The organism is Novosphingobium sp. (assembly GCF_027486195.1).
In the GTDB taxonomy this organism is placed as follows: Bacteria; Pseudomonadota; Alphaproteobacteria; order Sphingomonadales; family Sphingomonadaceae; genus Novosphingobium.
Map to the genome: position 1 here is coordinate 22,143 of NZ_JAIXPP010000104.1, position 25,530 is coordinate 47,672.

Annotated in this window: 26 protein-coding genes and 1 pseudogene; 9 read left to right on the plus strand and 18 right to left on the minus strand. The window is 65.1% G+C overall.

Annotated elements, in window-relative coordinates; translation table 11 throughout:
* Positions 1-10: 10 nt before the first annotated feature.
* The 16 genes from Q0071_RS18230 to Q0071_RS18305 form a co-directional block, all read right to left on the minus strand.
* A complete protein-coding gene (locus Q0071_RS18230; protein ID WP_298172945.1) occupies positions 11-769 on the minus strand; it encodes a glucose 1-dehydrogenase in 759 nt (252 codons plus the stop codon).
* Positions 757-1,644, minus strand: coding sequence for an MBL fold metallo-hydrolase (locus tag Q0071_RS18235; protein ID WP_298172948.1), 888 nt, complete (start codon positions 1,642-1,644; stop codon positions 757-759). The genes Q0071_RS18230 and Q0071_RS18235 overlap by 13 nt, the downstream gene beginning before the upstream one ends.
* Positions 1,641-3,260, minus strand: coding sequence for an FAD-binding oxidoreductase (locus tag Q0071_RS18240; RefSeq protein ID WP_298172950.1), 1,620 nt, complete (start codon positions 3,258-3,260; stop codon positions 1,641-1,643). Before Q0071_RS18240 ends, Q0071_RS18235 begins: the two co-directional genes overlap by 4 nt.
* A complete protein-coding gene (locus Q0071_RS18245; RefSeq protein WP_298172953.1) occupies positions 3,257-3,574 on the minus strand; it encodes a cytochrome c in 318 nt (105 codons plus the stop codon). Before Q0071_RS18245 ends, Q0071_RS18240 begins: the two co-directional genes overlap by 4 nt.
* Entirely contained in the window at positions 3,571-4,410 is an 840-nt protein-coding gene (locus Q0071_RS18250) for an SDR family NAD(P)-dependent oxidoreductase (RefSeq protein WP_298172956.1), read from the minus strand. Before Q0071_RS18250 ends, Q0071_RS18245 begins: the two co-directional genes overlap by 4 nt.
* A 31-nt stretch (positions 4,411-4,441) precedes the next feature.
* Positions 4,442-5,512: an aromatic ring-hydroxylating dioxygenase subunit alpha gene (locus Q0071_RS18255; RefSeq protein WP_298172959.1), complete on the minus strand. Its 1,071-nt coding sequence runs from the start codon at positions 5,510-5,512 to the stop codon at positions 4,442-4,444.
* A gap of 13 nt (positions 5,513-5,525) precedes the next feature.
* A complete protein-coding gene (locus Q0071_RS18260; RefSeq protein ID WP_147157747.1) occupies positions 5,526-6,059 on the minus strand; it encodes a 2,4'-dihydroxyacetophenone dioxygenase family protein in 534 nt (177 codons plus the stop codon).
* Between the two features lie 11 nt (positions 6,060-6,070).
* Entirely contained in the window at positions 6,071-6,607 is a 537-nt protein-coding gene (locus tag Q0071_RS18265) for a 2,4'-dihydroxyacetophenone dioxygenase family protein (protein ID WP_298172968.1), read from the minus strand.
* A 14-nt stretch (positions 6,608-6,621) separates the two neighbouring features.
* Positions 6,622-7,155: a 2,4'-dihydroxyacetophenone dioxygenase family protein gene (locus Q0071_RS18270; protein ID WP_298172971.1), complete on the minus strand. Its 534-nt coding sequence runs from the start codon at positions 7,153-7,155 to the stop codon at positions 6,622-6,624.
* A gap of 63 nt (positions 7,156-7,218) precedes the next feature.
* Positions 7,219-9,744, minus strand: a complete 2,526-nt coding sequence (locus Q0071_RS18275) for a TonB-dependent receptor (RefSeq protein ID WP_298172973.1) — start codon at positions 9,742-9,744, stop codon at positions 7,219-7,221.
* 151 nt (positions 9,745-9,895) lie between these two features.
* A complete protein-coding gene (locus Q0071_RS18280) occupies positions 9,896-10,828 on the minus strand; it encodes a helix-turn-helix domain-containing protein (RefSeq protein ID WP_298172976.1) in 933 nt (310 codons plus the stop codon).
* Positions 10,829-10,870: 42 nt separating this feature from the next.
* Positions 10,871-11,122, minus strand: coding sequence for a hypothetical protein (locus tag Q0071_RS18285; RefSeq protein WP_298172979.1), 252 nt, complete (start codon positions 11,120-11,122; stop codon positions 10,871-10,873).
* Between the two features lie 27 nt (positions 11,123-11,149).
* Positions 11,150-12,112: an MFS transporter gene (locus Q0071_RS18290; RefSeq protein ID WP_298172982.1), complete on the minus strand. Its 963-nt coding sequence runs from the start codon at positions 12,110-12,112 to the stop codon at positions 11,150-11,152.
* A complete protein-coding gene (locus tag Q0071_RS18295; RefSeq protein ID WP_298172985.1) occupies positions 12,109-12,657 on the minus strand; it encodes a VOC family protein in 549 nt (182 codons plus the stop codon). The genes Q0071_RS18290 and Q0071_RS18295 overlap by 4 nt, the downstream gene beginning before the upstream one ends.
* A 75-nt stretch (positions 12,658-12,732) precedes the next feature.
* Positions 12,733-13,746, minus strand: coding sequence for an NAD(P)-dependent alcohol dehydrogenase (locus Q0071_RS18300; RefSeq protein WP_298172987.1), 1,014 nt, complete (start codon positions 13,744-13,746; stop codon positions 12,733-12,735).
* Positions 13,747-13,867: 121 nt separating this feature from the next.
* Positions 13,868-14,695, minus strand: a complete 828-nt coding sequence (locus tag Q0071_RS18305; protein ID WP_298172990.1) for an IclR family transcriptional regulator C-terminal domain-containing protein — start codon at positions 14,693-14,695, stop codon at positions 13,868-13,870.
* A 143-nt stretch (positions 14,696-14,838) separates the two neighbouring features.
* Between Q0071_RS18305 and Q0071_RS18310 the strand changes: the two genes are divergently transcribed.
* From Q0071_RS18310 to Q0071_RS18330, 5 genes are read left to right on the plus strand one after another with little or no spacing between them, the layout of a single operon-like run.
* The gene (locus tag Q0071_RS18310) at positions 14,839-16,068 is read left to right on the plus strand and encodes a Tm-1-like ATP-binding domain-containing protein (RefSeq protein WP_298172993.1); all 1,230 of its coding nucleotides are present in this window, start codon (positions 14,839-14,841) and stop codon (positions 16,066-16,068) included.
* 12 nt (positions 16,069-16,080) lie between these two features.
* Positions 16,081-16,527, plus strand: a complete 447-nt coding sequence (locus Q0071_RS18315) for a biotin/lipoyl-containing protein (protein ID WP_298172996.1) — start codon at positions 16,081-16,083, stop codon at positions 16,525-16,527.
* 18 nt (positions 16,528-16,545) lie between these two features.
* A complete protein-coding gene (locus tag Q0071_RS18320) occupies positions 16,546-17,880 on the plus strand; it encodes a biotin carboxylase N-terminal domain-containing protein (protein WP_298172998.1) in 1,335 nt (444 codons plus the stop codon).
* Positions 17,877-19,349, plus strand: coding sequence for a biotin carboxyl carrier protein (locus Q0071_RS18325; RefSeq protein WP_298173001.1), 1,473 nt, complete (start codon positions 17,877-17,879; stop codon positions 19,347-19,349). Before Q0071_RS18320 ends, Q0071_RS18325 begins: the two co-directional genes overlap by 4 nt.
* Positions 19,346-20,188, plus strand: coding sequence for an HAD hydrolase-like protein (locus tag Q0071_RS18330; RefSeq protein WP_298173004.1), 843 nt, complete (start codon positions 19,346-19,348; stop codon positions 20,186-20,188). The genes Q0071_RS18325 and Q0071_RS18330 overlap by 4 nt, the downstream gene beginning before the upstream one ends.
* Here the strand turns inward: Q0071_RS18330 and Q0071_RS18335 are convergent.
* Positions 20,185-20,454, minus strand: a complete 270-nt coding sequence (locus tag Q0071_RS18335; protein WP_298173007.1) for an HNH endonuclease — start codon at positions 20,452-20,454, stop codon at positions 20,185-20,187. The genes Q0071_RS18330 and Q0071_RS18335 overlap by 4 nt on opposite strands.
* A 2-nt stretch (positions 20,455-20,456) precedes the next feature.
* Positions 20,457-21,359, minus strand: a complete 903-nt coding sequence (locus tag Q0071_RS18340) for a DMT family transporter (protein ID WP_298173012.1) — start codon at positions 21,357-21,359, stop codon at positions 20,457-20,459.
* A gap of 173 nt (positions 21,360-21,532) precedes the next feature.
* On the opposite strand from Q0071_RS18340, the gene Q0071_RS18345 reads away from it, so the two are divergent.
* From Q0071_RS18345 to Q0071_RS18360, 4 genes and pseudogenes are all read left to right on the plus strand, one after another.
* Positions 21,533-22,588, plus strand: a complete 1,056-nt coding sequence (locus tag Q0071_RS18345; RefSeq protein WP_298173015.1) for a glycosyltransferase family 2 protein — start codon at positions 21,533-21,535, stop codon at positions 22,586-22,588.
* Complete coding sequence (locus Q0071_RS18350) at positions 22,581-23,291, plus strand: class I SAM-dependent methyltransferase (RefSeq protein ID WP_298173018.1); 711 nt, start codon at positions 22,581-22,583, stop codon at positions 23,289-23,291. Before Q0071_RS18345 ends, Q0071_RS18350 begins: the two co-directional genes overlap by 8 nt.
* A gap of 55 nt (positions 23,292-23,346) precedes the next feature.
* Entirely contained in the window at positions 23,347-24,924 is a 1,578-nt protein-coding gene (locus tag Q0071_RS18355) for a hypothetical protein (RefSeq protein WP_298173021.1), read from the plus strand.
* 154 nt (positions 24,925-25,078) lie between these two features.
* A pseudogene (locus Q0071_RS18360) lies at positions 25,079-25,530 on the plus strand (CpaF family protein); the annotation flags it as partial.

Genomic DNA, 25,530 nt, shown 5'->3' on the forward strand with positions numbered 1-25,530 from the left:
GCGTGGTTCCTCAGTGCGCGGTCTGGCCGCCATCGATGGCGATGGTGGCACCGTTGATGAAGCTGGCAGCATCCGAGAGGAGGTGCAGCACGGTTCCGGCGATTTCCTCCGGCTGCCCGGCGCGGCCGCTGACATTGCCGGCGAAGAAGGCGGCGCGGAAGTTCGGGTCATCCGCCCAGTGCTGTGTCATCGGGGTGACGACAAAGCCGGGGGCGATGGCGTTCACGCGGATGTTTTGCTGCGCATATTCCACAGCGGCTGCCTTGGTCAGGCCCGAAACCGCATGTTTCATTGCGCAATAGACGCTCATGTTCGGGTCCGCGATCAACGCGCCGACCGAGGCGGTGTTGACGATGGCGCCGCCGCCCACCTTCAGGAAATGGCGGATTTCGGCTTGCATCGCGAAAAACACGCCCTTGAAATCGACGTCGATGGCGAGGTTCATTTCCTCCGGCGTCACTTCATGGATCGGGCGCTGTGGGGGCAGGATGCCGGCGTTGTTGAAGGCGGCGTCGAGCCGGCCGTAGCGCACGAGGCAGGCCGCCACGAGCGCGTCCATCGCGGCGGGATCGGTGACATTGGCGTGCATGAACGATGCCTCGCCGCCCGCCTGCTTGATGATGGCCACGGTTTCTTCGGCACGGGAATCGATATCGCCGATGATGACCTTGGCACCAGCGCCGGCAAGCGCAACGCAGGCGGCGCGGCCGATTCCAGTGGCGCCGCCGGTGACGAGCACGGCCTTATCGGCGAAGGTCATTCGGTCCATGCGGCCTGCTCCCCCTTGGCAACGCGCGCGGAATTGCCGAGCAGGAAATCGCCCAGAACGTCGACCGCATCCGGGAAGGCCTTCTTAACACGGGCGCTGAGGTCGGCGCTGTCCTTCGAGGCGGCGACCAGCTTGGGCCACTCCGCAATATAGCGGCGGGTGAATTCAAGGCCCGATGCGTCGTTCGGCGTGCCCGGCTTGTCATGCCCGGCAACCACGATCTCGGGCTTCAGCGCGATGAAACTGTCATTCGCCTTGCCCCAGGCGGCAATGGCAGCGGCGTCATGCTCGCCCATCCAGAGGTACATCTGGTTGTAGACGAGATCGCCGGGGAACAGCGCCTTGATCGAAGGCGCCCAGAGTGCGGTGGCGTGGACATGGTCGCCCTGCACGGGGCCGAGGACCTTCAACTCCTTGCCCTCCAGCATGATCGTGTCACCCTCCAGCGCTGCAGGCGCAGTGGGATGGCGCGGGGCGTTGACACCGAGGACTGGATACCAGCGCTTCACCTTGAAGGGCAGCGAGCGCCAGATATCGGCGGCCACCACCGGGTGCGCGACGATCTTCGCGTCCGGGAACGCATCCTGCAGCACTTCCATCGCGAAGAAATGATCGGGGTGGTCATGGGTGATGAAGATCGTGGTGAGGTGCTTGCCGCTATCGAGCACCATGGCGACGACGCGGTAGGCATCGGCGCGGGTGAAGGGCGCGTCGACGAGGACCGCGTCCTTCTCGCCCTTGATCAGCGCGATATTGGCGAAGAGTGAGCCGCCACTGGTGCGCAGGGTTTCGACCGTGAGCGGCTTTTCCTGCGCATGCGCAGTGGTGGAGAGCAGCGCGGCGGCGAGCGCCAGAAGCGTTTTCCTGATCATCATGCGATCCCTGATTTGCCGGGGGCGAGGATGTGGTTTGGATCGAGCGCGTGCTTGAGCTTGGCATTGAACGCGCGGTTCACGGTGCCGAACTGCTGCGCAACAAGATCCATGGCATGAACGCCGGTGCGGTAGCTCGCCCAGCCCTTTTCGCCGAAGCCGATGACGAGTTCGCGGTAGCAATCGTCAGCGCGCTTCTCTTCGGCGGGGTCAGACTTGTCGTAAAGCAGCGCGATGATGTGGTGGAGTTCGCGGCTGCCGATGGCAAAGGCGGCGGTATAGTCGAAGCCGTGCTTGCCCAGGATCTGCTTGGCAAGCGCGACCTGTCCCTGCGTTTCGCTGCCTTTGGCTGGTGCAACCGGCGCGAACCACGCAAGGCCGCCACCATTCCCACGCCAGCGCGCGAGGCCGATTTCATCGAGATTGAGGCCGCCCTGCATCAAGGTGGCGTGGTGGTGGAACCACGGGTTGTCCGCCATTTCGGCCTCGGTCAGCACTTCGCCGTCGATGGCGGCGAAGGCGGCGCGGATGATCTTCTCGCTTTCCGCGATCATTCCTTCCGTGCCGTATAGCGCGATATAGGTGTTCCACATGCCGAGGTTGTTGGCCGTGGCAGCCTTGGAAACGGCCTCGTCGGTGATCGGGCCAGCGCCGTCCCACACTTCGCTGCGCCGCTTGAACATGGCCAGCTGATAGGCGCCGCCCATCATCAGCACCACGTTGGGCACGATGTTGGCAATGCGCAGCGGGCGCATCGCCTCGACAATGCGGGCGACGTCCTCCATCTTCTTGTGGCGAATGACAAAGGGCTTGTAGACCGGCGGCGCGGGCATCAGCCACATGCCCATCTTGGTCACCACGCCGAAGTTCGATTGGGTGAACAGGCCATCGAGATAGGGCCCGTAGCCCCATTTGAACGCCTGCCATGCGGAGGGGTTCTTCGTCGAGCCCATCCCGGTGCGCAAGATCTCGCCATCCGCAAGGACCACTTCCATGCCGCACTGGACCATGAAATGCTCGCCATAGGGCGTGTAACCCACGCCGCGATCTAGTGTGTTGCCGACCGGGCTGGCGATCGGGCCGACAGTGGGCACATCGATCCACAGCGGCAGGTTGTTCTCGACGAGGTAGTCCTTGAGCTGGCGATAGGTGACGCCCGGTTCTACCAGCGCGGTGCACAGCACAGGATCAACATCGATGATCCGGTTCATGCGCTTGAGATCGAGAATCATCTGCCCCGGCATGGCCGTGGTCGTCATGCCGTAGCCCATGTTCTTGCCGGTGGAGACCGGCCAGATCGGCTGGCGGAACTGGTTGGCGATCTTGACGATGGCCTGCACCTGCTCGACGTTTTCCGGGCAAACCGCGCCGACGGGGACATGCTTGCCGAAGGGATCGGGCGTGTAGGACTTCTTCCACGGCGCAACAGCATCGGGATCGGCGAAGACCCAATCATCGCCGACGACCTTGCGCATGGCGGCAACTGCGCCCTTGAAATCGGCCTTCTTCACGCCGGGCGCGAGGACTGCCTTCGCCTTGGCGCCGGTGCCAAGGCCAACAGCGGCGGCGGAGGCCGCGCCTGCACCGAGCAGGCTGCGGCGATCGAGATTGACGGTCATTGGCCGTGCTCCTTGGGGTCTGCGGCGCTGGTCTGGACCCAGACGGCAAGCGCCTTCAGCTCGGCGGGCGTCACTTCGGTGGGACGGAAGGCGGGCATCGCGTTCTGACCGTGGCGGACCATGTATTCGACCGTTTCGGCAGGAAGGCCCCTGCCCCGGATCACCGGGCCGACGTTCTTGCCGTGGCAGTAGCCGCACACGGCGGCATAGACCTGTTCGGGGCTCCGCTGCGCCTGCACTTCGCCCAGCTTCTGCGCCGCCTGAGCAGTTCCCGCGAGCACAAGGCCCGCCACGAGGACCAGCACCCGCTTCACTGGAATTTCCCCAGCATCATGCCGCCATCGATCACGACGTGGCTCCCGGTCATATAGTCCGAGGCATCGGAGGCGAGGAGCAAGGCCAACGGCTTGAGCTGTTCGGTTTCCGCAACCGCGCCCAGCGGCACGATGGCATCCCACGCCTTGCGCGCGACAGGGTCCTTCTTGAGCCAGCCCCCGCCGATATTGGTGACGAACGGCCCCGGCGCGATGGCATTGATGCGGATGCGGAACTCGGCGAGTTCCAGCCCCAGTGCGCGCACCATGTGCAGCACGCCGGCCTTGGCAGGCATGTAGGGCAGGCCGACGATGGGTTCGGTGACGAGCCCGGCGTTGGAGGCGGTGCAGATGATCGAGCCGCCGCTGCGACCATTGGCGCGGCCGGCCTGCTTCATCACGCGCACCGCGTTGCTCACGGTGTAGAACACGCCCGAAAGGTTGACCGAGATCGACTTGTCCCAGCGCTTCGGGTCGTACGTATCGACCTGGCCATCGGGATTGCGGTGACCAGCGGGATTCCAGAAACCGGCACCCGTATCGATCCCGGCATTGGCGAAGGCGATGTCGAGCCCGCCATAGGCCTTGGCATGGGCATCGAACGCGGCGGTAACCGCATCGAAATCGGAAACATCGAGGCGGTCCGCGCGGGCTTCGTATCCGGCCTCACGCAGGCGGGCGGCTTCCCGCTCGGCGCCTTCGCCGTCGATATCCGTGATCGTGACCATGGCGCCCGCTTCCGCCATCGCCTCGGCATAGGCGAGGCCGATGCCCGACGCCGCGCCCGTGACAAGCGCAGAGCGGCCCTTGATGTCGAAACGGTCCAGAATTGCCATTGTCGTTGTATCCTCTCCTTCCGCAGCGGCCCTATTCGGCGGCTTGCGGTTGTCGTTCCCGGTCCATCAGGCGTTGCAACATGCGGCGCGCGCGCACCCCGCCGCCATCGCCGTTCAGGATGAGCGGGCGCAGATCCCAGAAATCGGTGCTGCGCATCAGCCTGTGGCTGTCACGGATCAGCGGCATGTCCTCCTGCTCGAAGGCAAATTCGAGCGCGGCGCGCATCCCGGCGGTAAACTCCGCATCACCCAGCGCGAAATCGCGTGCGGTCGCCCAGAAGTAGTGCGTGGTGTCAGGCGTTTCGGGCGTGAAGGCGTGCAGCGAGGGCAACAGCGTGCAGTCCTCGCGCGGCGTGCCCGGAGGTCCGGCGCGAAAATCGAAATAGAGCACAGCGGGGGCGTGCCAGACGACCCAGCCATAGAAATCCTGCTTGACCCCAACGCGCCCCAGCATCCCACCGATGCCCTCAGAGAGGTAGTCATCGAGACGGATGTATTCCGCGTGGACCGTCTCGCCGTCCTGCCAGAACTTGCGGGTCCCCTCGGTGAAGGCTGCGGCCACCAGCGCGGGGTGGACGAAATTGGCGTGGCTGAGATCGAGGATATTGTCGCTGTAGAGCTCGTAGTGCCCTTCCGCCACGGTTGCCCCGCGCACGGCTTCCCACTTTGGATCGGAGAGCCAGCTGAAATCAGGGATCAGTGCGGGATCGGCCTTGTCCGCATCACCCATCCAGATCCACAGCAGCGCGTGGCGCTCCACGAGCGGGTAAACCTGAAGCTTGCTTTCCGGCAGCTGCCCGCCGGGATGCGGATTGTGGACGCAGGCGCCGCTGCCATCGAAACGAAGGCCGTGATAGGGGCACATGAGCGCGCCTTCCACCACCTTGCCCTGCCCCAACGGCGCAAACCGGTGCGGGCAGCGCCCCGTTACTGCGTTGGCCTTGCCATCACCATCGCGGAACAGCGCCACCGGTTCTTCAAGGAACACGCGCTGCTGGGGCGCCGCGCCCAAATCCGTAGCCCAGCCCGCCACGTACCACGTGTTGCGCAGATACGTGCCAACCGGCTCCGCACCGAGTTTGGGGACCCCAGCGTCGCTCATGTCAGCAGCTCCCTCAGAGATAGAGCTGCTTGTTGATCGGGATGTTGTTTTCCCGGCAGTAGGTTTCGTAGTGGTTCATGAACCACCACACATCGAGCGTCTCCACATGGTTGCCGTGCTCGTCGAAGAACTCGTTGGCGCCCTGCATGTGAAACAGGGCCTTCATGCCGTTCGGATCATCGGTGACGAGCGTGTGCGCGGTGCCGGGGGTTTCGGTGATGAACTCGCCCGGCTTGCACACCCAGTCGTATTCCAGATAGCGGAACGAGCCTTCAAGCCCGATCGCCCAGACCCGGCCGCGGTGCTTGTGCGTGCCGATCACGCCGGGGCCCTTGATCCACAGGATGTTGACGTAGACGTTATCACGCACGTCAAAAGCGAGGTGCCGGATCGCGGCGTTATCGCCGAAGGGAACCCACGGGCTCTCGGCTTCCGAGGCGCCGACGTAAGTGCCTTCGACGCCCTTGGATTTGATCAGCGCACCGTAAAGCTCGGGCACATCGACGATCTTGTAGGCCCCGGACGGCGGGGCAGTCATGGTGGCCATCGGGCGATCCCTCAGAGGTAGAGCTTGGGGTTGATGGGAATGTCGTTTTCCCGGCAGTAGGTCTCGTAGTGGTTGATGAACCACCAGACGTCCGAGGTATCGACGTAGCCGCCGTTCTCGTCGAAAAAGTCGATCGGCCCCTGCATCCACCCGAACAGCTTCACGCCTTCGGGATGCTCGGTGACGAGGGTGTGGCTTTCGCCGGGGACTTCCAGGATCAGCCCGCCGGGCGAGGCGACCCAGTCGTATTCCAGATAGCGGACGCTGCCTTCGAGGCAGACCATCACGATCGTGCCGCGATGAAGGTGCGTGCCGATCGTTCCGGGGCTCTTTACCCAGAGGATGTTCGAGAAAATGCCCTGCCGCACGTCGAAGGCAAGGTGCTTGATTGCGGCGTTGTCGCCGAAGGGCACCCAGGGGCTGTCGACGTCGGTCTGGGCATCGATGTAGCGCCCGCCCGGGCTCAGGCGCGCAACCAGCTCTTTGTGCGCAAACCCGACATCAACGATGGCCTTCTTGGATGAAGGCGGTGCAGTCATGGCATTCATGGGGAAGCGCTCCTTCAGCGGATCAGCGTATCGACGTAGTCGGCACCGATGCCGACCCGGTCATAATGCTCGCGCGCGTTCTTGATGTAGTCAAACACATCGAAGTGCCCGGTGGTGTTGCCATCATCATCCAGCCACATCAGCGGACCGGAGACGACGAAGAACACTTTCATCGGGTCCTCGTGCTCGTAGCAGACCAGCGTGTGGCTCTCGCCCGGGGTCTCGTAGACGAAGTCGCCCGCGGTCGCGGTCCACTCGTGCTCGAGATAGGCCCACTTGCCGCTGATCGTGTAGGCCCAGATCGGGTGCGGGTGATAGTGGCGGTTCACCAGGCCCGCCGATTTCGACATGAGCACATCGGCCCACATGTTCTTGCTAGGGCTGATCCAGACGGGCTTGGAGCTCACCGTCTCGCTGATCGGCACCCAGTAGCGCTCATCGCCCTCGGCGATCTTTGACAGATAAACTTCGGGAAGGCTGCCTTCGCGGAACACCTTGTCGACTGGCTTGATGCCTTTCCAGAACTCGGAGTGGGCGGTTTCAGGCACGTTTGACTCTCCCTAGGTGAGAAGGGCGGGCGCATACGGCGCCCGCCCCCTGTTTTGTCGGCCTCAGAACTTGAGGCCGAGCTTGACGTACCATTCGCGCGGCCGGCTGTAGGTGCCGTAGATCTGACCACCCGCGATCTGCGCCTGCCCGGTCACCAGATAGCGTGTGTCGGTCAGGTTGGTCCCGCCCACCGTGAGGTCCCAGTGATCGCCCGGTTCCTTGTAGGTGACGCTGCCGTTGAGGATGTCCGTGCCCGGACGCTGCAGCAGATACGCGCGCTCGGTGTCGTTCCACAGCGACGAGGAGTGCGTGTAGTCGGCGATGAAGATCAGCTTGCCGCCGTTCTTGAACGCCGCTTCGTAGCGCGGGCTGATGTTGAACTTCCACTTCGGTGTCTTGGGCAGATCGGCGCCCGGGAACACACCGGCCTGGAACGGGTTGGCCGCAACCTGCGCCGGCGCCAGAACCGAGGTGTACTTGGCATCGAGATGGCCGATCGACGCGTTGATGGTGAAGCCATCGACCGGCGCCGCGGTCACTTCGACCTCGAAGCCCTTGATCTTGGCATCGCCCGCGTTCTGGATGGTCGGCGAGACGCCCTGCTGGAAGTTCAGCTGGATGCCCTTGTAGTCGGTCTGGAAGACCGCCGCGTTCACCTGCAGACGGCGGTCGATCAGGGTCGACTTGACGCCCAGTTCATAGGTCGTGGCCTTTTCCTCGCCGAAGCCCGGAGCATAGGGCAGCGGGTTGGACAAGCGGGTGGTCCAGCCACCGGTCTTGTAGCCCTTCGACCAGCTGGCATAGACCATCACGTCGTCGTTGGGATGGAACTGCACGCCCACCTTCGGCGCGAAGTTGTTGAACTTCTTCTGCTGCGTTCCCGCAATGTAGTAGCGCAGCGGCTGTCCGGCATTCGGGAACCCGGCGGCGATGCGGCAAGCATCGCTGATCGGGTTGATGTTCGCGCAGGCCGGCGGGCCGGCGTCGATCCCGGCAAGGAAGTTCAGGATCTTGTAGGTCAGGCCGTTGGCGTCCGACTGGAAGCCCTCGAAGGTCTTGTCTTCGTGCGTGTAACGGCCGCCCACAGTGATGCCGAACATGTCGCTGAACTTGTAATCGACCTGACCGAAGAAAGCGTAGTTCTTGGTCGCCAGATCGTTGGGTCCATCGACCTGCAGCAGGCCTTCGGCGAAGGTCACGTAGTCATGCAGGTTGCCCGCTTCCTTGAAGTAGTAGGCGCCCAGCACGTAGTTCAGCTTCTTGTCCATGGCATTGCCGAGGAGCTGCAGCTCCTGGCTGAACTGCCACTGCTCGGTGGTGAAGCTGGTGTGGAGGAAGTTGAGCGGCGACCCGTCAAGATCGGTGCCCACGTTCCAGTGCAGCTCGCGGTAACCGGTGATCGACTTGATCGTGAGCGAATCGCTCAGATCGTAGGCCATCGTGAGCGAGCCGCCGTAGGACTTCAGCTTCGAGTAGTTGTTGCCGTTGGCGTAGCTCGTGTCGATGTTGCCGGTCACGAAGCGGTTGTCATAAGGCAGACGGTTGTTGCGCGGATCCGCATCTACATTCACGCCGTAGACGCTCGGATTGTCGAAGATCGAATTGAGGCCGCCGATGCCGCCGATGTAGGCGAACGCGGGCGGGCCGCCGCCGCAATCGGTGCTCGAGGCGATGATCGCGCAGTTGTAGGTGCCGGCGAAGACCGCAGGGGTCGTCGTGATCAGCGTGTTGGCGATCTGGCTCTGGTCGACGTTGGTGTAGTCCGCCGACAGTGTGGCGGTGAACGGACCCTTGTCGTACTTCAGCTTGCCGCGCAGGTTCCAGTTGCCGTCGCCGCCTTCGGTGCCGAGCCCGATGTTGTTGAAGCCGGCAGCCTTGTAGTTCTGGATGTTGGTCGAGGCATAGTTGCCCGCGCCCGGATAGGCGATGCGCTTGAGGTAGCCGGTGCGGTTCTTGGTCGAGAAGCTCACCGAGGCGCCGAGGCCGTCCGTGATCGGCAGGTCAACCGTGCCGCGCGTCTGCACGAGGCTGAAGCGGCCGACGGTGACATCGCCCTTGAAGCGGAATTCCTTGCCCGGATCGTGTGTGACGATCGAGATCGCGCCGCCGATGGTGTTGCGGCCGAAGAGCGTGCCCTGCGGTCCCTTGAGCACTTCGATGCGCTCGACATCGGGCAGGTCCTGGTTCGCGCCGACCGAGCGGGCGAGATAGACGCCGTCGAGATAGATGCCGACGCCCGGATCGATGTTGAAGGCGAAGTCGTTGGCGCCGATGCCGCGGATATAGGCCGAGAGCACAGCCGTCGAACCCGAGAACGGCGTACCGGCATCGAGCGTGACGTTGGGCGCGATGTTCGAAAGCGCCGCGACGCTCGTCACCGAGCGTTCCTGCAGCGTATCAGCGGTGAAGGCGGAAATCGCGATCGGCACGTCCTGAACGTTTTCCGCACGCTTCTGCGCGGTCACGACGATTTCCGCGATGCCGCCTTCAGGGGCGGCCTCAGCCTGAGCCTGCGGTGCGCTCTGCGCGAAAGCCGGACCGGCCAGCGCGGCTGCGAGCACGGCAAGTGATACCGTTGTTCGTCTCATGTTGCTCTCCCTATCAAAATGTCACTGCCCGCTTCGCCCCCTGGCGGCCGGACATGCGCATTCGAATTCATACGCCGCTTCGGACCTATCGGCTTGGACTGGAGCGCAAGCTGATCAGGACTGGAGCGCAAGGTCGTACTGTTTCCGGCACCTATTTGCGCCGCCATTCACGTGGTGAAACGCCGAAGCGCTGCCTAAACGCACGGGCGAAATAGGCGCTGTCGTTGAAACCCAGTTCGAAAGCGACTTCGGTGATGCTGGCATCGGGCGCGGCGCCGAGCCGCTCGGCGGCCCGGGCAAGGCGGCGTTCGAGGATATAGGCGCTGGGGGTCGTGCCCATGCTGGCGAACAGGTTCTGGATGGTGCGGACCGAAGCGCCGCAAGCGGCGGCGAGGCTGAGCGTGCGCAGCGCCGGATCGGCCAGCTGCGCCTCGACAATCCCCAGCACGCGGCGGCGCAGCGCGCTGTCTGCCGAAGGTACTGCAGCATCGGGCTTGGTCGCCCCGCGCATCGCCAGCGCAACGAGATCATAGAAGACCTGGCTGACCCCCTCCTGCCAATCCGGATCGGCGAAACCCTGCTGGCTCTGCCGCCAGAGCGACAGCAGGAAATCGTGAAACACGCGCGCACCCGGGCTGCCCCCGCTCATGCGCTGGCGCAGTGCATCGTCAAGGCCGGGGAAGCGTTCGGCAAGCGGCGCGCGCGGGAACTCCACGACCAGCAATTCGTGCGCGGCAAGATCGATCGCGTAAGCCTCATGCGGCGAGGCGATCACGAAATCGCCCGCACCCAGCATGGTCTCGGTGCCGCTCTGGCGGTGGCTGCTGGAGCCCCGGCACTGGAGGTGGAGGATCAGCCGTTCCTCAGGCGTGTAGCGCGGATCGCGGCCAACGAACGAGGCGGTCGAGCGGGGGCGGATCATCGCAAGATCACCGACCTGCCAGGTCCACATCTCGCCGGTGAAATCCTCGCTCGCGCTTTTCACGTAAGTGCCGCTGTACACCCGGTCGACCAGCGCATTCCAGAACGCGAGCCGTTCGGGCGGGGCGATGCCATCGGTGGCGAACTTCTGCACTGCGGTCATGGCGGGCACATCCTTGGCAGAGAGAATCAGGGGCAGAGAGGATCAGGCAGGGGCGAGATTACGGCGGGCGACAACGCGCGGTGCGGATTCAACGAGGCCGAGCGCGCAAATTCCGGCGAGAATGCACAGCACCAGCATAAGCCAGAGCGCGGCGGAGAGGCCGTAGACGTCGGCCAGCGCGCCGGCGAGGAAGGGGCTGAGCACGCCGCCCAGCACCTCGCCGGTGCCCATCACGACGCCGGTGAGCGTAGCCGTCAGGCGCGGATCGACCGATTCCGATGGGATCGTCGCCATGAACATCGGGAACAGGCCGTTAAGCCCCTACCCGAAGAAGAAGATCGCAGCCAGAACCCAGGGCGAACCGGTGTAGTAGAGCCCGCCCAGCGGCAGGATCACGCCCAGGAATGCAAACCCGATCATCACCGGGCGGCGCCCGATCGCGTCTGAAATGGCCGGGACGACAAAGCTGCCGAGGCCCGCTGAAAGCCCCAGTGTCGCCATGAGCCAGCCCATTGTCTCGGGCGCGAAGCCGCGCACCTTGGTGAGGTAGAGCGGCATGAAGGCCCAGCAGACGACAAGGTAGGATACCAGCAGCACAGAGATGATCGCGCAAAGCACAACGTTGCGGTGGCGGAAGGCCTCGCCCAGAGGGACTTTGGGCAGGGCTTCGTCATGCACTTCGGCCGGCGGCTCTCGCAGGGTGAACCAGATCAGGATCGCTGTGATGAGGCCGGGCGCGGCAGCGAGATAGAACCCCTCGCGCCAGCCATAGGCGGCGGCAACCGGCACGAGCAGCAACGGCGCCAGCCCCGAGCCGAGCAGGTTCGAGCCGAGGTTCTGCGCCACGCCCATCGCCAGCCCCCGCCGCTCGGGCGCGACTTCGCTGACGATCATCGAGTGGCTGACCGGCATGACGCCGCCTTCCGCCGCACCCATCAGGAGCCGCGCGCCGAGGAGCATGAAGAACGAGGAGGCAAGGCCCGAGGCAAACGAGCACAGGCAGAACGCGATCGTCGCGACGACGACCACCGGCTTCTTCGAACCAAGCTTATCCGAAATGCGCCCGACGGCGAGGCCGGACAGCGCCCAGGTGAGCGACAACGCCGAACTGAACATGCCCACTTGCGTGTTGCTGAGGTGCAGGTCGGGCTGCACGAACGGCATAAGGAAATTGAGCGCGTTGCGGTCGAAGAACAGGATGCCGAAGTTGAGGCTGAGGAGCCCGACAACCCACGCCTGATAGCCGCCGCTGGCGCGCTGCGAAGAGACCGAGGCGCCGCTCACAGGAACGACCTCACGGGGTCGGTCTGGCCGTCCCAGTCCTGCGCTGCCTGCCACTGCGCGGTGAAGAGCGTGTTCATGCCTTCGGTCGCCGGGATCAGCTCGAGAAACCCGGGCGCTGCCGGATCGGCGCTTTCGAGATAGGCGACCGAGCCACCGGTCGGCACCGGCGCGCGGAATGCAAGGGTATGGCCGCGCTCGAGATAGCCGGGCAGCGCGGCATCGACATCGGTGAAGGCGATGCCGAAGTGATGGAAGCCGTAACCGCGCTCCTCGATGGTTTCGCGGTACACGGACGGGTTATCGTCAAGCGGCTGGATCAGTTCGATCTGCATGTGCCCGGCAAAGCCCATCGCGATGGCGACATCGGCCTGCGACGGCTGCCCGCGATAGACCTGCCCCTCGCCCAGAAAGTGATCGAGCAGGAAGAACGGCCCTGCCCCGCAATCGCGCTGAAAGTGGGAGATTGCGGCATGGATATCCGCCACGACAAACGCGGTCTGCGCCACGCCGCCGATGCGTTGTCCAAAGCCCAGTGCCAGACCCATGCCTCTGTGTTCCCTACCCTTGTGCCCGCCGTTTGTCCGGTAGGGCTGTTATGGTTCGGGCCTTGCGGCCCCCTATCAGAGCGTGATCACCACCTTGCCGAACAGCGCGCTGGATGACTGGTAGCGATAGGCTTCGATCGCGTCTTCGATTGCAAACGTGCGGTCGATAACCGGCTTGATCCCATGCGCATCGATGAAGGCATTGAGCCGGCTCGCCATACCGCGCGAGCCGACGAAGATGCCGCGGATCGAACCGCCCTTGAACATAAGCGGGTGCGGATTGGTATCGCCTTCGCGCGTCAGCACGCCGATCAGCGCGATCTCGCCGCCAAAACCGACCGCCGTGATGCTCTGCTTGAGCGTGCCTGCGCCGCCGACTTCGACGACGTGGTCAACGCCGCCACCGGACAGATCGGCGGCGGTCGCACCCCAGGCCGGGACCTCGCGGTAATTGATCGTCTTGTCGGCACCGAGCGCGGCAACGCGGGCCAGCTTCTCGTCCGAAGAGCTGGTTGCGATCACCTGCGCCCCCGCTGCCTTCGCGATCTGCAGCGCGAGCAGCGAGACACCGCCCGTGCCAAGCACAAGCACGCTTTCGCCCGCGCGGACCGGATGTGGCCCCTCCATCAGGGCGTTCCACGCGGTGACACCCGCGCAAGGGAGGCAGGCTGCTTCCTCGAACGAAAGACTATCCGCCAGCGGCACGACGCCGTGTTCCGGCAGGACGACGAGATCCTGCAGCATACCGGTGGCCGGCGGCGCTCCGAGCGCAGGACCTGCTCCGGGATTGGGCGGGCCATCGATCCAGTTCTGGAAGAAGGTTCCGGCAACACGGTCACCCGGTTTCACCGAAGTGACCCCTGCCCCGACCGCGACCACTTCGCCCGCGCCATCGGAGAGCGGCACGGTATCCACCGCCACGGTGCCGCCCATGTAGAAGCCCAGCGGAATGATCTGGTCACGATAGTTTAGCGAGCAGGCGCGCACGCGCACCAAAACCTCGCCGGGGCCTGCCTGCGGCTCGGCAACGTCGCGCAGGGCCATGTCGTCCAGCGACGTCGCGCCTGCCCGGATCACCCACTGCCGCATGCCGTTTTCCTCCCTCCGTATTGTGCGAGGATAGTCGCACAGGCAGGCGCGGATTTAATCAGCAACACAAACAGATTTCACTGGATGCAATTGGAATGAATGGCTGATCCCAAGTATTTGATCAGGTGGGACTTCCCGCAACGACCAACCCTGCCGATTGCGCGGCAACCGCATGTCCGATCGCTTGCGCTGTCTGGTGCAGCGCATCGAGGTGGCGGTGCATCACCGCCTCGTCTGTCCCACGCTTGGCCGGCCAGGTGAGGTTGATCGTGGCGATCGGCGCACCGTTTGCGAGGATCGCGACTGCCATAGAGCGCCGCCCGTCACGCAGCACGAGCTGCTTCGACCGGTCTGGCCAGGGGTGCATCGGTTCGCGCAGGGCATAGCCGCGCTCGCGCGTTTCCTTGAGGATCGCACGCAGGTCGTCCTCGCTGCCGGGCGCGGCATCCTTGGGCCGAAGGCGCGCGATGATCGCCTCGCGCTCGTTCTCGTCGCAGGCGGCAAGATAGGCGCGGCCGGTGGCGGTGTGGATATAGGAAAGCTTCACGCCCACCGGGCCGAGAATGGCGGAATCGAGCCGGAACAGCGGGCTGTTGGTCTCGAGAATCTCCATGTGATCAAGGCGCGGGACGCCCAGCACGGAAGGCCACGCCACCTTGGTCGAAAGCGCCTTCATGTAGGGCGAGGCGATTTCAGCGATATGCTCGACCGCGCTGCCGGTTCCGCGCGCAGCGGGGCCCAGATGCGGGAGATAGGCCCCATCGGCGAGGCGCTGCCAGACAAGGCCCTTGCGCCCGAGCGTCAGCAACATGCGCAGCAAGGTTGCCTTGGGAAGCTTCAGCGCCTGATGGAGTTCGTGGAGGCTGACAGCCCGGCGCGCCTGCACTTCGATCAGCACATCGAGCCCGCGTTCAAGCGCGCGCACCGTCTTAACCTTGCGTTCCAGCATCGTCTCTTCCCGGTGTTTTCGGCGCTGGCCGGTGCCGGAGGGCCCGTCAGCGTGTTTCACCTTATGCAACGCGCACTTCGCATACCGTGGTGCAAAGTCAACCGCGATGACGCACTCTTGCATGAGGGAGACAAGGGATAGCCATGGCTGAGACCACATTGCCGAGCGTCATGCTCATCGTGACGCAGGACACCAAGGAAGAGGAGGCCCGCTTCGTTCGCGCCGTGCTGGAGGCAGCGGGCGTGCGTGTCGTGCATCTTGATCCAAGTGTTCGGCGCACCGTCGGCGGCGCGGAGATTTCGCCCGAGGACGTGGCGGCAGCAGCCGGCATGACGATCGAAGAGGTCCGCGCGCTGGGCCACGAAGGCAAATGCCAGGACGCCATGATCCGCGGCGCGATTGCCGCCGCCCATGCCTGGAACGCCAATGACCCGATCTCCGGCATTCTCGCGGTTGGCGGTTCGATGGGCTCGGCGCTGGCAGGCGCTCTCATGCAGAGCTTCCCTTATGGCCTGCCGCGCATGATCGTCTCGACCATGGCCTCCGGCTTCACCAAGCCCTACATGGGCGTGCAGGACATCGCGATGATGAACGCGGTGACCGACATTTCCGGCCTCAATTCGATCAGCCGCGACGTGTTCCGCAACGCCGCCAACGCGGTTGCTGGCATGGCCAAGGGCTATGACCCCAAGGCGGCGGCGGAAAAGCCGCTGGTGCTGATCACCACGCTCGGCACGACCGAGGCGAGCGTGAAGCGCATTCGCGAGGCGCTGGAAAGCGATGGCTGCGAGGTCATGGTGTTTCACTCGTCCGGCGCGGGCGGGCCGACGCTCGACGGGCTGGCGGCGGGCAAGGATGTGGCGCTGGTGCTCGACCTTTCGCAGACCGAGATCATCGACCACATCTTCGGCGGCCTCGCCGATACCGGCCCGGATCGCGGACGCCCCGCGCTGCTCAAGGGCATCCCGACCATCTTGGCGCCGGGCAATGCGGACTTCATCATCGGCGGGCCAATCGATGGTGCGCGCGCACAGTTCCCCGGCCGCCGATATCACGAGCACAACCCGCAGCTAACCGCCGTGCGCACGACATTCGAGGATCTCAAGAAGCTCGCCGATCACCTCGCCGCCAATGTGCGCGATGCCAAGGGGCCGGTCCGCGTGTTCACCCCGCTTCACGGCTTCTCCAACCATGACAGCCCCGCCGGACACCTGATGGACCGGAGCGTGCCACCGCCATTTGCCGAGTACCTCAGGGCCGTGATGCCCGCCGAGGTGCCGGTGACTGCCGTCGACGCACACTTCAACGACACTGCCTTTTCCGACGCGATCATCGCCGCCTCGCGCGAGATGCTGGCCGCGGCCAAGGCCTGAACGGACACAATCATGAGCGACGACCTGCCGCTGACTGCCGAAGATGTCGCCGAAATCGCGGCGATCATCGAGGCCTCGCCCTACCGTGAACTGGACCTTTCGACCCGCCGCTTCCGCCTGCGCCTTGCACGCGGCGATGACGGCGAAGCGGGCCTGACGCAGGAATGGCAATGGGCGGGCAGCGCGCCTGAAGCGGCGGCGGCCATGGCTGAACATGCAACCGATCCCGACGCGGTCCCGGCGCCGCTGCCCGGCACCTTCTATCACGCACCGCAGCCGGGCGCGCCGCCGTTCGTGGCGGTCGGCGATGAAGTCGGACCGGAAACAGTCGTCGGCATTGTCGAGACGATGAAGCTCATGAACCCGGTCCATGCCGGACGCGCAGGTCGGGTTGCCGAAGTGATCGTCCCCAATGCGACGATGGTCGCCAAGGGCCAGCCCTTGTTCCGGCTCGCCTGAGCGCAAAGGCAGACAACCATGATCCGCCGACTGTTCATAGCCAATCGCGGCGAGATCGCGCTGCGCGTCATCCGCACCGCCAAGGCGATGGGGATCACCACCGTGCTGGGTGTTTCCAGCGCCGATGCCGCCTCGCTCCCCGCGCTGATGGCAGACGAGACCGTGCTGCTCGGCCCCGGACCTTCGTCGCAGAGCTATCTGGCTATCGATACGGTCGTGGCGGCCATGATCTCGGCACACTGCGATGCGGTGCATCCGGGCTACGGCTTCCTTTCGGAGAATGCCGCTTTTGCAAGGGCTGTTGCGGGCGCGGGCATCCGCTTCGTCGGGCCCGAAATCAAGACGCTGGAGGGCATGGGTGACAAGCTGGCCGCCCGCGCCCTCGCGCTGGAAGCGGGCCTGCCGGTGCTCCCCGGCGGCGAGGCAGCGACGCGCGAGGCGGTCCATGCCCGCGCGGCCGAGATCGGCTATCCGCTGCTGCTCAAGGCCGTGGCGGGCGGCGGCGGCAAGGGCATGCGCCGGGTCGACCGCGCCGAGGACCTCGATACGGTGCTCGATATGGCGCAGGCCGAAGCGCAGGCCGCGTTTGGCAATGCTGCGGTCTATGTCGAGCGCTTCGTTGCCAAGGGACGGCATGTCGAGGTCCAGTTGCTGGGCGATGGCAGCAGCGCCATCCATCTCGGCACGCGCGATTGTTCGATCCAGCGGCGGTTTCAAAAGCTGGTGGAAGAGGCCCCTGCCCCGGCCATGCCCGATGCGGCGCGTGCGGGGATCGAGGAGGCGGCAGTGCGGCTCGCCCGGCATATCGGCTATCGCGGCGCGGGGACGGCGGAGTTCCTCGTCGATGCGACCGACTTTTCGTTCTATTTCCTCGAGCTCAACGCGCGCATCCAGGTCGAGCATCCGGTGACCGAGGCGATCACCGGCGTGGATCTGGTCGAGCAGCAATTGCTGGTGGCTGCGGGCAAGCGCCTCACGCTGACGCAGGCCATGGTGCGCCCAGTGGGCCATGCCATCGAAGTGAGGATCAACGCCGAGGATCCGGACGCTGATTTCCGCCCGGCACCGGGCCGGATCACGCGGGCCGCTTGGCCTGCTGGACCGGGTATTCGCGTCGACACGCATATCGCCGCAGGCGGAGAAGTGCCCCCGCTCTACGATTCCCTGCTCGGCAAGCTGATCGTTCATGCGCCTAGCCGCGAAGAGGCGGTCGCACGGCTCAAGGCGGCGCTGGCCAGCATTCGCATAGAGGGCGTGCCCACCACCGCCGGACTTCACGCCCGCATCGCCGCCGATCCGCGCTTTGTGGCAGGCGGGGTCGACACCGGATTTCTGACAGGACTTGCGCAATGACAACGCTCAGGCTGGTCGACGTGACCATGCGCGATGGCAACCAGAGCCTGTGGGGCGCCACCGGGCTCAACACCTCGCATATGTTGCAGGCCGCTGCGCTTACGGAAGCCTGCGGCTTTCGCGCCATCGACTTCACCTCCTCGAGCCACATGGCCGTCGCGGTGCGCTACTTCCAGAACAACCCGTGGGAGCGGCTGCGGCGCATGGCTGCGGCCATGCCGACAACCCCGCTGCAGTTCATCACGACCGGCCTGCGCTTCATTGCCTGGCAGCAGGCGGACCCGGAGTTCATGCGCCTCGTCTACCGCGCGCTGCAGGTGAACGGCGTGGGCCGTTTCGTGCTGCTCGATCCGATGCACGAAGTGCCCGCGGTGATCGAGGCGGCGCGGCTGGTGAAGGAGGAAGGCAGCGCCGAGGTGATGTGTGCCCTCACCTTCACGCTCTCCGAATTCCACACCGACAAGTTCTACGCCGATTTCGCGCGTGCCGTTGGCCAGAGCCCGGACATCGACCTGTTCTACATCAAGGACCCGTCCGGTCTGCTCTCGCTGGACCGGGTGCGCACGCTGGTCCCGGCAGTGAAAGCTGCCATCGGCAATCGGCCGCTGGAAATCCACGCCCACACCACCATCGGTCAGGGCATGCTCTCCAGCCTTGAAGCCGCCAAGCTAGGCATTTCGGCAATCCATGTCGGCATCGGCGCAGCGGGCGATGGTTCCTCGCTGCCCGAGGCCAACCGCATGCTCGCCAATCTCGAGGAGGCCGGCCACACCGTCGAAATCGACCGCGCGGCGCTGGCGAAGCTGACATCCTACTGGAACCGCCTCGCGCTTGCGGAAAACCTGCCGTTTGGTCAGCCGCAGAACTTCGATGCAAGTTTCCTGCGCCACCAGATCGCCGGCGGCGTGATGACGACGACCGCGCGCCAGCTTGCCGAGCTAGGCCTCGCAGATCGCCTGCCCGCCGTGATCGCCGAAACCGAACAGGTCCGCGCGGAGCTCGGCTATCCGATCATGGTCACGCCCTTCCCGCAAATGGTCATGAGCCAGGCACTGTTCAACGTGATCGGGGATCGTCGCTATGCGCAAGTCTCCGATCAGGTCATCCGCTACTGCCTCGGCAAGTTCGGCAAGCCGACTTCGCCGATCGACCGCGATGTGCTGGCCGCGATCATGGACCGGCCCCGCGCCCGCGAACTGGAAAACGAGCCGACGTTCCCCGCGCTCGGCGATCTGCGCCGCCAGTTCGGCCATGCCATGCCCGACGAGGAATTCCTCCTGCGCGCGGTCATGCCGCCGGAGCAGGTCGATGCCATGCTCGCCGCAGGCCCCTCGCGATCGACCTACACCCCCGAGGCCGCGCCGGTCATCGCGTTGCTGCGCAAGCTGGCCGCCAAACCCACCGCGCGCGACCTCGTGATCGAGCGCGGGTCCTTCCGCCTTGCCCTTCATGCCGGAGCCAGCCTGTGACCATTTCCCCCGAGAACGCCGTGCGGCTGAAGGATGCCGCCGGGTTCGTGTTCGACATGGACGGCACCATCGCGCTGGGCGACGCGCAAAGCGGCGGGCACAACGCTCTGCCCTATGCGGTGGCGCTGCTCGAAGCACTGAAGGCGCGCGGCACGCCCTTCGTGGTCTTCACCAATGGCACGGCCAAGCCGCCTGCCGCCTATGCCGCATCGCTGCGCAACGCCGGCTTCCCCGTGGACGACGGGCAGATGCTGACGCCTTCGTCCTCGACCGCCGATTGGCTCAAGCGCTCTGGCGTGGGCAAGGTGCGTGTACTGGGCAATGCCGGATGCCGCGCGCCGCTCGATGATGCGGGTCTCGATGTGGTGGGGCCGGACGAGGCTGCCGAAGGTGTCGAGGCGGTCTACACTGGCTGGTTCCGCGAGTTCGATTTTCCGGCGCTGGAGGCCGCCTGCGATTCGCTCTGGAAAGGCGCCAAGTTGCTGACTGCGAGCAATGTGCCCTTCTTCGCGACGGCGAATGGCCGCGCCATCGGCGCCAGCTATCCGATCAACGCGATGCTGACCGCAATGACCGGCAAGCGGCCGCGCATTCTCGGCAAGCCTTCCCGCGTGGCGTTCGATACGGCCCGGGTGCTGATGGGCTTGCCGCGCAGTGCTGCAAAGCAGATGGTCGTGGTGGGCGATGACCCTGCGCTGGAGATGCGCATGGCCAATGCCGTGGGCGCGCTCTCCGTGGGGATGGCAACCGGGATCATGGCCAAGGGGGCAGAGCTTCCCGAGCGTGATCGTCCTGCGGTCCTGCTCGACAGCCTGCAGCCGCTGCTCGACCTGCTCTAACGCCGACGCGCGGTAGGTGCGTGGAAATCGGGCGGCTTGCTCGCGACCCAGGCAACGAATTTCGCGATCACGGGCTGCGCGCGCAAGGCATCTGGATCAGCCCCGATCCGGGCCAGTTCGCCGTTGCTGAACTGGGCATGGAGCGTGCGGTGGCAGATCGGATGGACCGCCACTGTCTCACGCCCGCCACGGCTTTTCGGCACGGGGTGGTGCCATTCCACCTTGCGGCCAAGTGGCCTTTCGCAAAGCCAGCAGGCCTCCGGCATCGCTATTCGGTGCCTTGCGGCTCGTCGGTCATGCGGCCTGCGCGCCAGAGAAAAAGGCCCGCGCCGATGATGATCGCGGCGCCCAGCAGCGCGGTCGCATCGGGGTGTTCGCGAAACAGCAGCCAGCCATAGAAGCCGGCCACGATCAGCTGGAAATAGGTCATCGGCGCGACCGTGGCGGCGCCCGCGCGCGAGGTTGCCATGTAGATCAGGGCATGCGCGCTGCTGCCGGTGACCGCGATGGCCGCGCTCTTGCCGATCACACTCCATGGCGGCGCGCCGACATGCAGCATGGCAATGCCGCACAAATGGCCGATCAGCGTGAACACCAGCAGGAACAGCGTGGCGAAAATCGCGACATTGACCTGCATGGCAAGCGCCGAGCCGCGCCCGAGCACCGCGCGGTTGCCGATGATCAGCAGTGCCATGCCGCAGGCCGCAAACAGCGGCAGCACGGCCGCCGGGCCGATCGCGGCGAAATTGGGCCTGAGCACGATCAGCACCCCAGCAAAGGCGACAAGGCTGGCGATCCACGTCTCGCGCCGCATCGGCTCGCCGATGAGCGCTGCGGCGAGCAGCGCTGTCACCATCGGACTGGTGAACGAAATCGCAGTCGCCTCGGCAATTGGCATGATCTGCACGGCGGTGAAGAAAGTCGTGGCCGAGAATGCAACGCCGAACCCGCGCGCGGCATGCCAGCCCAGATGGTCCATGCGGAAACCCGCCCAGCCCTCACGCCAGAGCAGGATCGTGCCAAGGCCGATGGTGCCGATGATATAGCGCAGCGCCGCAATGGCTGGCCCCGGCCAGAGCCCGGCCATGGATTTGACCAGCGTATCGCCTGTGGAAAGCAGCGCAAACCCGCCCAGAGCCAGCAGCAGTCCGTCTCTTGTCCGATTGCGCAATAGCCCCTCCGTCACCCAGCCTCATTGCTGGACTTGGCCCCGGCTGCAACCCTCGATACTGGTCTTGTTCCACAATCGGTGCCATGGGGTTGCATCACAGGCCCGTTAAGGCTTCTTTACGGCTTGTTTACCAAGCTTTGCGTATGGTTCAGCGCATCGCAGGAGACATTTTGATGGTGGATCAGCCCGGGCGGGATGCCGCAGCCGCGCTGCACGGGTCGGCCCCTTCTTCCGCGCTGGCCCCCGCGCTGTCTGTCGTCGTGCCATGCTATAACGAAGCCGAAGGGCTTCAGGAACTGCACCGCCGGCTGGTGGCCGCGATCGAACCCATCTTCGCACAGGATTTCGAGATCGTTCTCGTCAACGATGGTTCACGCGATGCGACCTGGGCGGGCATGGTCGCGCTCTCGGATGCCGATCCGCGCGTGCTCTGCGTCAATCTGGCGCGCAATCACGGGCATCAGCTCGCGCTGACGGCTGGCCTCGCGCAGGCGGCCGGCGAGCTGGTCTTCGTTCTCGATGCCGATCTGCAAGACCCGCCCGAACTGATCGGCCCGATGCTCGAGCTGATCCGCGCCGGCAACGATGTCGTCTATGGCCAACGCCGCAAGCGTGACGGCGAGACCGCGTTCAAGCGCGCGACCGCCGCTGCGTTCTACCGCGTGCTCGACCGGCTCGTCGATGTCGATATCCCGCGAGATACCGGCGATTTCCGGCTGATGACGCGCCGGGTCCTCAATGTGCTGCAGGCCATGCCGGAGCGCTACCGGTTCGTGCGCGGCATGGTCAGCTGGGTCGGTTTCAAGCAGGTAGCCCTGCCCTATGACCGCGATGCGCGTTTTGCGGGCGAGACCAAGTATCCGCTGCACAAGATGATTTCCTTCGCGATCGACGCAATCACCAGCTTCTCTGTCGCGCCCTTGCGCATCGCTTCGTGGATGGGTGTCTGCGCCGGAATCGGGGCGATGCTCATGCTGACTTACGTACTCGGCGCGTGGGTCATGGGCTATGCGATCAGCGGCTGGACCTCGACGCTGGCGGTCATTCTCGTGCTGGGGTCCACCCAGCTGATGATCCTCGGCATCATGGGCGAGTACCTCGGCCGCATGTACATGGAAGCCAAGCGCCGCCCGCTCTATGTCATCGACGAAGTGCATGGGGTGCGCGGCGTGCGCGGCAATGCCGTCCACCAGCTTCACGACACCATCAGGGAGCGAGTCCATGGGTGAAACCATGCCGCTGCACGCAGATGCAGAATTCGACAGGGTTGCGCAGGATTACCGCGCCCAGCACGCCCATTCGACCGGCGTTTCGGAAGACGCGCTGGACTACTTCGCCAGCTACAAGATCGAGTATGTACAGCAACTGTGGCGCGAACGGGGCCGCAGTCCGCGCACGATCATGGATTTTGGCGCCGGGATCGGCAACGCGCTCGCCCCGATGCACGAGGCCTTTCCGGAGGCCGAGATCATCGCCCTCGACGTCTCGCGCGCCAGCCTCGATCTCGTCGACACGCAGGCGATCCCGAACGTGCGCACCCTCGCCTATGATGGGCTCAAGGTTCCGCTGCCCGATGCGAGCCTCGACTGCATTTTCATCGCCTGCGTGTTCCACCACATTCCGGCTGAACATCACGTCGCGCTGCTTGCCGAACTGCGCCGCGTGCTGCGGCCCGACGGGGTGCTCGTACTGTTCGAGCACAACCCGCTAAACCCCCTCACCCGCCTTGCCGTTGCGCGCTGCGAGTTCGACCGCGATGCCGTGCTGATCGGCGCGCGCGAAATGCGGCGGCGGCTGGTGGCCGGCGGCTTCGTCCGCGCGGCGAGCAAGTTCTGCCTGTTCTTTCCGCCGGCGCTCGGGCTGCTTCGCCCGCTGGAGCGCTTTCTCGGCTGGCTTCCGCTCGGCGCGCAGTACCACCTCGTCGGCAGCTGAGCGCAGGTTCCCAACATTTCTGCCCAGCGGGATTGCGTTAACCATACCTTGAGGGGTGCTGCGTATCCTGTCCGGGATGCTCAACCCACCCTTGCCCGCAATCGGTGCCGAGGCACCCGCTGACCTAACCCGCGCGCGCACCGTGCTGCTGGAAAGCAGGACCTTGGCGCTGGGCCTGGTCGGCTTCCTGCTGCTCGATCAGGTCCTGCTGCTGGCCTTGCTCGGGCTTTCCCCGCTTGTTGTCAGTGGAGCAGCGGCCGGTTCGGCCGCACTGTGCGCCGCGCTCTGGCGGCTGCGCGGATGGGGCGAGGGCGCTGCGGTGCAGCCGCGCACCCTTGGCCTGCTGTTTGCGGGCGCGCTTGTCCTGTTCATCCTTGGCGGTGAAGGGAGCTTTTTCTACGCGAACACCGATTGGCAAGTTCGCTACGCCGTCCTCAACGACCTTGTCTCCCACCCCTGGCCCTGGGTCTACGAGACCGCTGGCGGGCTGACCATGCTGCGCTGCCCGGTGGGCATCTATCTGGTTCCCGCGCTCGTCGGAAAGCTTGCCGGACCATGGGCGGCGCAGCTCGCGCTGCTGGTGCAGGATGCCGCGCTGCTGACCGGCCTCGTCGCGCTTGCTGCACCTATCTTCTCGGGCATTAGGCGCCCTTGGATCACCCTGCTGCTGGTGCTGGGCTCCAGCGGGCTCGATGTCATCGGGCAGCGCCTTTATGGCGGCAGCGTGCTGGTCCATCTCGAACAGTGGGACGAGATGCAGTATACGGCGGTGGTAACGCTGGCCTATTGGGTCCCGCAGCACGCGCTGGCCGGATGGATCGGGGCCGCGTTCTACCTCAGCTGGCGCGCTGGCAAGCTGCCGCTCGCTGCGCTGCTGTGCCTCGTTCCCGCACTCGCGCTGATGTCGCCGCTTGGCGGGCTGGGCATCGTGCCGTTCGTGATCGCGGCGTCCTTGTCCGAACTTGTGGCCCGGCGCATCGGCATCGCCGAGATCGCCTTGCCCGCGGTTTCGGTCGCGCTCGCCCTGCCCTCCCTGCTCTATCTGGCCAGCGGCCTTGGCGGGGTCTCGACCGGGACCTCGCATTATGCGGTGGAAGTCTACGTCCTGTTCTATCTGGTCGAGGTCGTGCCGTTCCTGTGCGTGGTGTGGCTCTCGCGCGGATCATGGAACCTTGACCGGGTGACCGTGCTGCTGAGCGTTGCGATGCTGCTGGTGCTGCCGTTCGGCCGGGTCGGCGAGAAGATCGACTTCATGATGCGAGTCTCGATTCCCTCGCTCGTCTTCATCGCCATCGTCATGGCCGGCGTGCTTCGGTCCTCCCCCGCCGCGCAGGACAAGGACGGAAAAGCCGCCCGCCGGATTGCGATCTGCCTGTTCCTGATCGGCCTTGCGGTGCCCATCGGCGAAACGGCGCGCGCCATTCTGCTGCCTCGCGCGCCCGAAGTGCGCTGCGGCTACTACGGCGTCGTGCCGACAGGTTACGCCACCTACATCGCGCCTTATGACCGGATGATCGGCGCGATTCGCCCCGAACACCCCGCGATTGTGCCGATCCGGGAACCCTCCAAGTGCTGGGATATCGCCTGGCCGGACGCCGCAAGGCCCGGTTTTCCGGAGTATGTGCCGCTATGATGGGCCTCCACCGCCCTCGGCTTTCGCAGCGTCTGTGCGAAATCGGGATCAGTTTAGGAAATCCTGAAGGTTTCGGCGGTATTCACCACGCATCGGAAGATCGTGCTGACCATTGTCGGCGCAAACCTACCGTTACGAGAACAGGGAAATCTGCATGAGCGCATTTGGCCGCAAGTCCGGAGTCAGTGGGGGCAGCACTGCCATGCGCCCCTCGTTCGGCGTGGCGCGTCCGATGAAATCGGGCGAAGGTTCGGCAGCACCTATTCCGGTGCCGATGGGGGGCGAACAGTTCCCGCCGCTTCCGAACATGGACGCCGCCGATTCCGGGGCAAACAACAAGTCGGATGCGCTGACGCGGCTTGCTGACCGTGCCAACGGGGTCAACGAGCCGGGCTATCAGGCAGAGGGCTTCGAGGCGTCGGTCCACAAGATCAAGGAACAGGTGCTCCCGCGCCTGCTCGAACGCGTCGATCCCGAAGCGGCGGCAACGCTGACCAAGGAAGAGCTTTCCGAGGAATTCCGCCCGATCATCATGGAAGTCCTGGCCGAGCTCAAGGTCACGCTCAACCGGCGCGAACAGTTCGCGCTGGAAAAGGTGCTGATCGA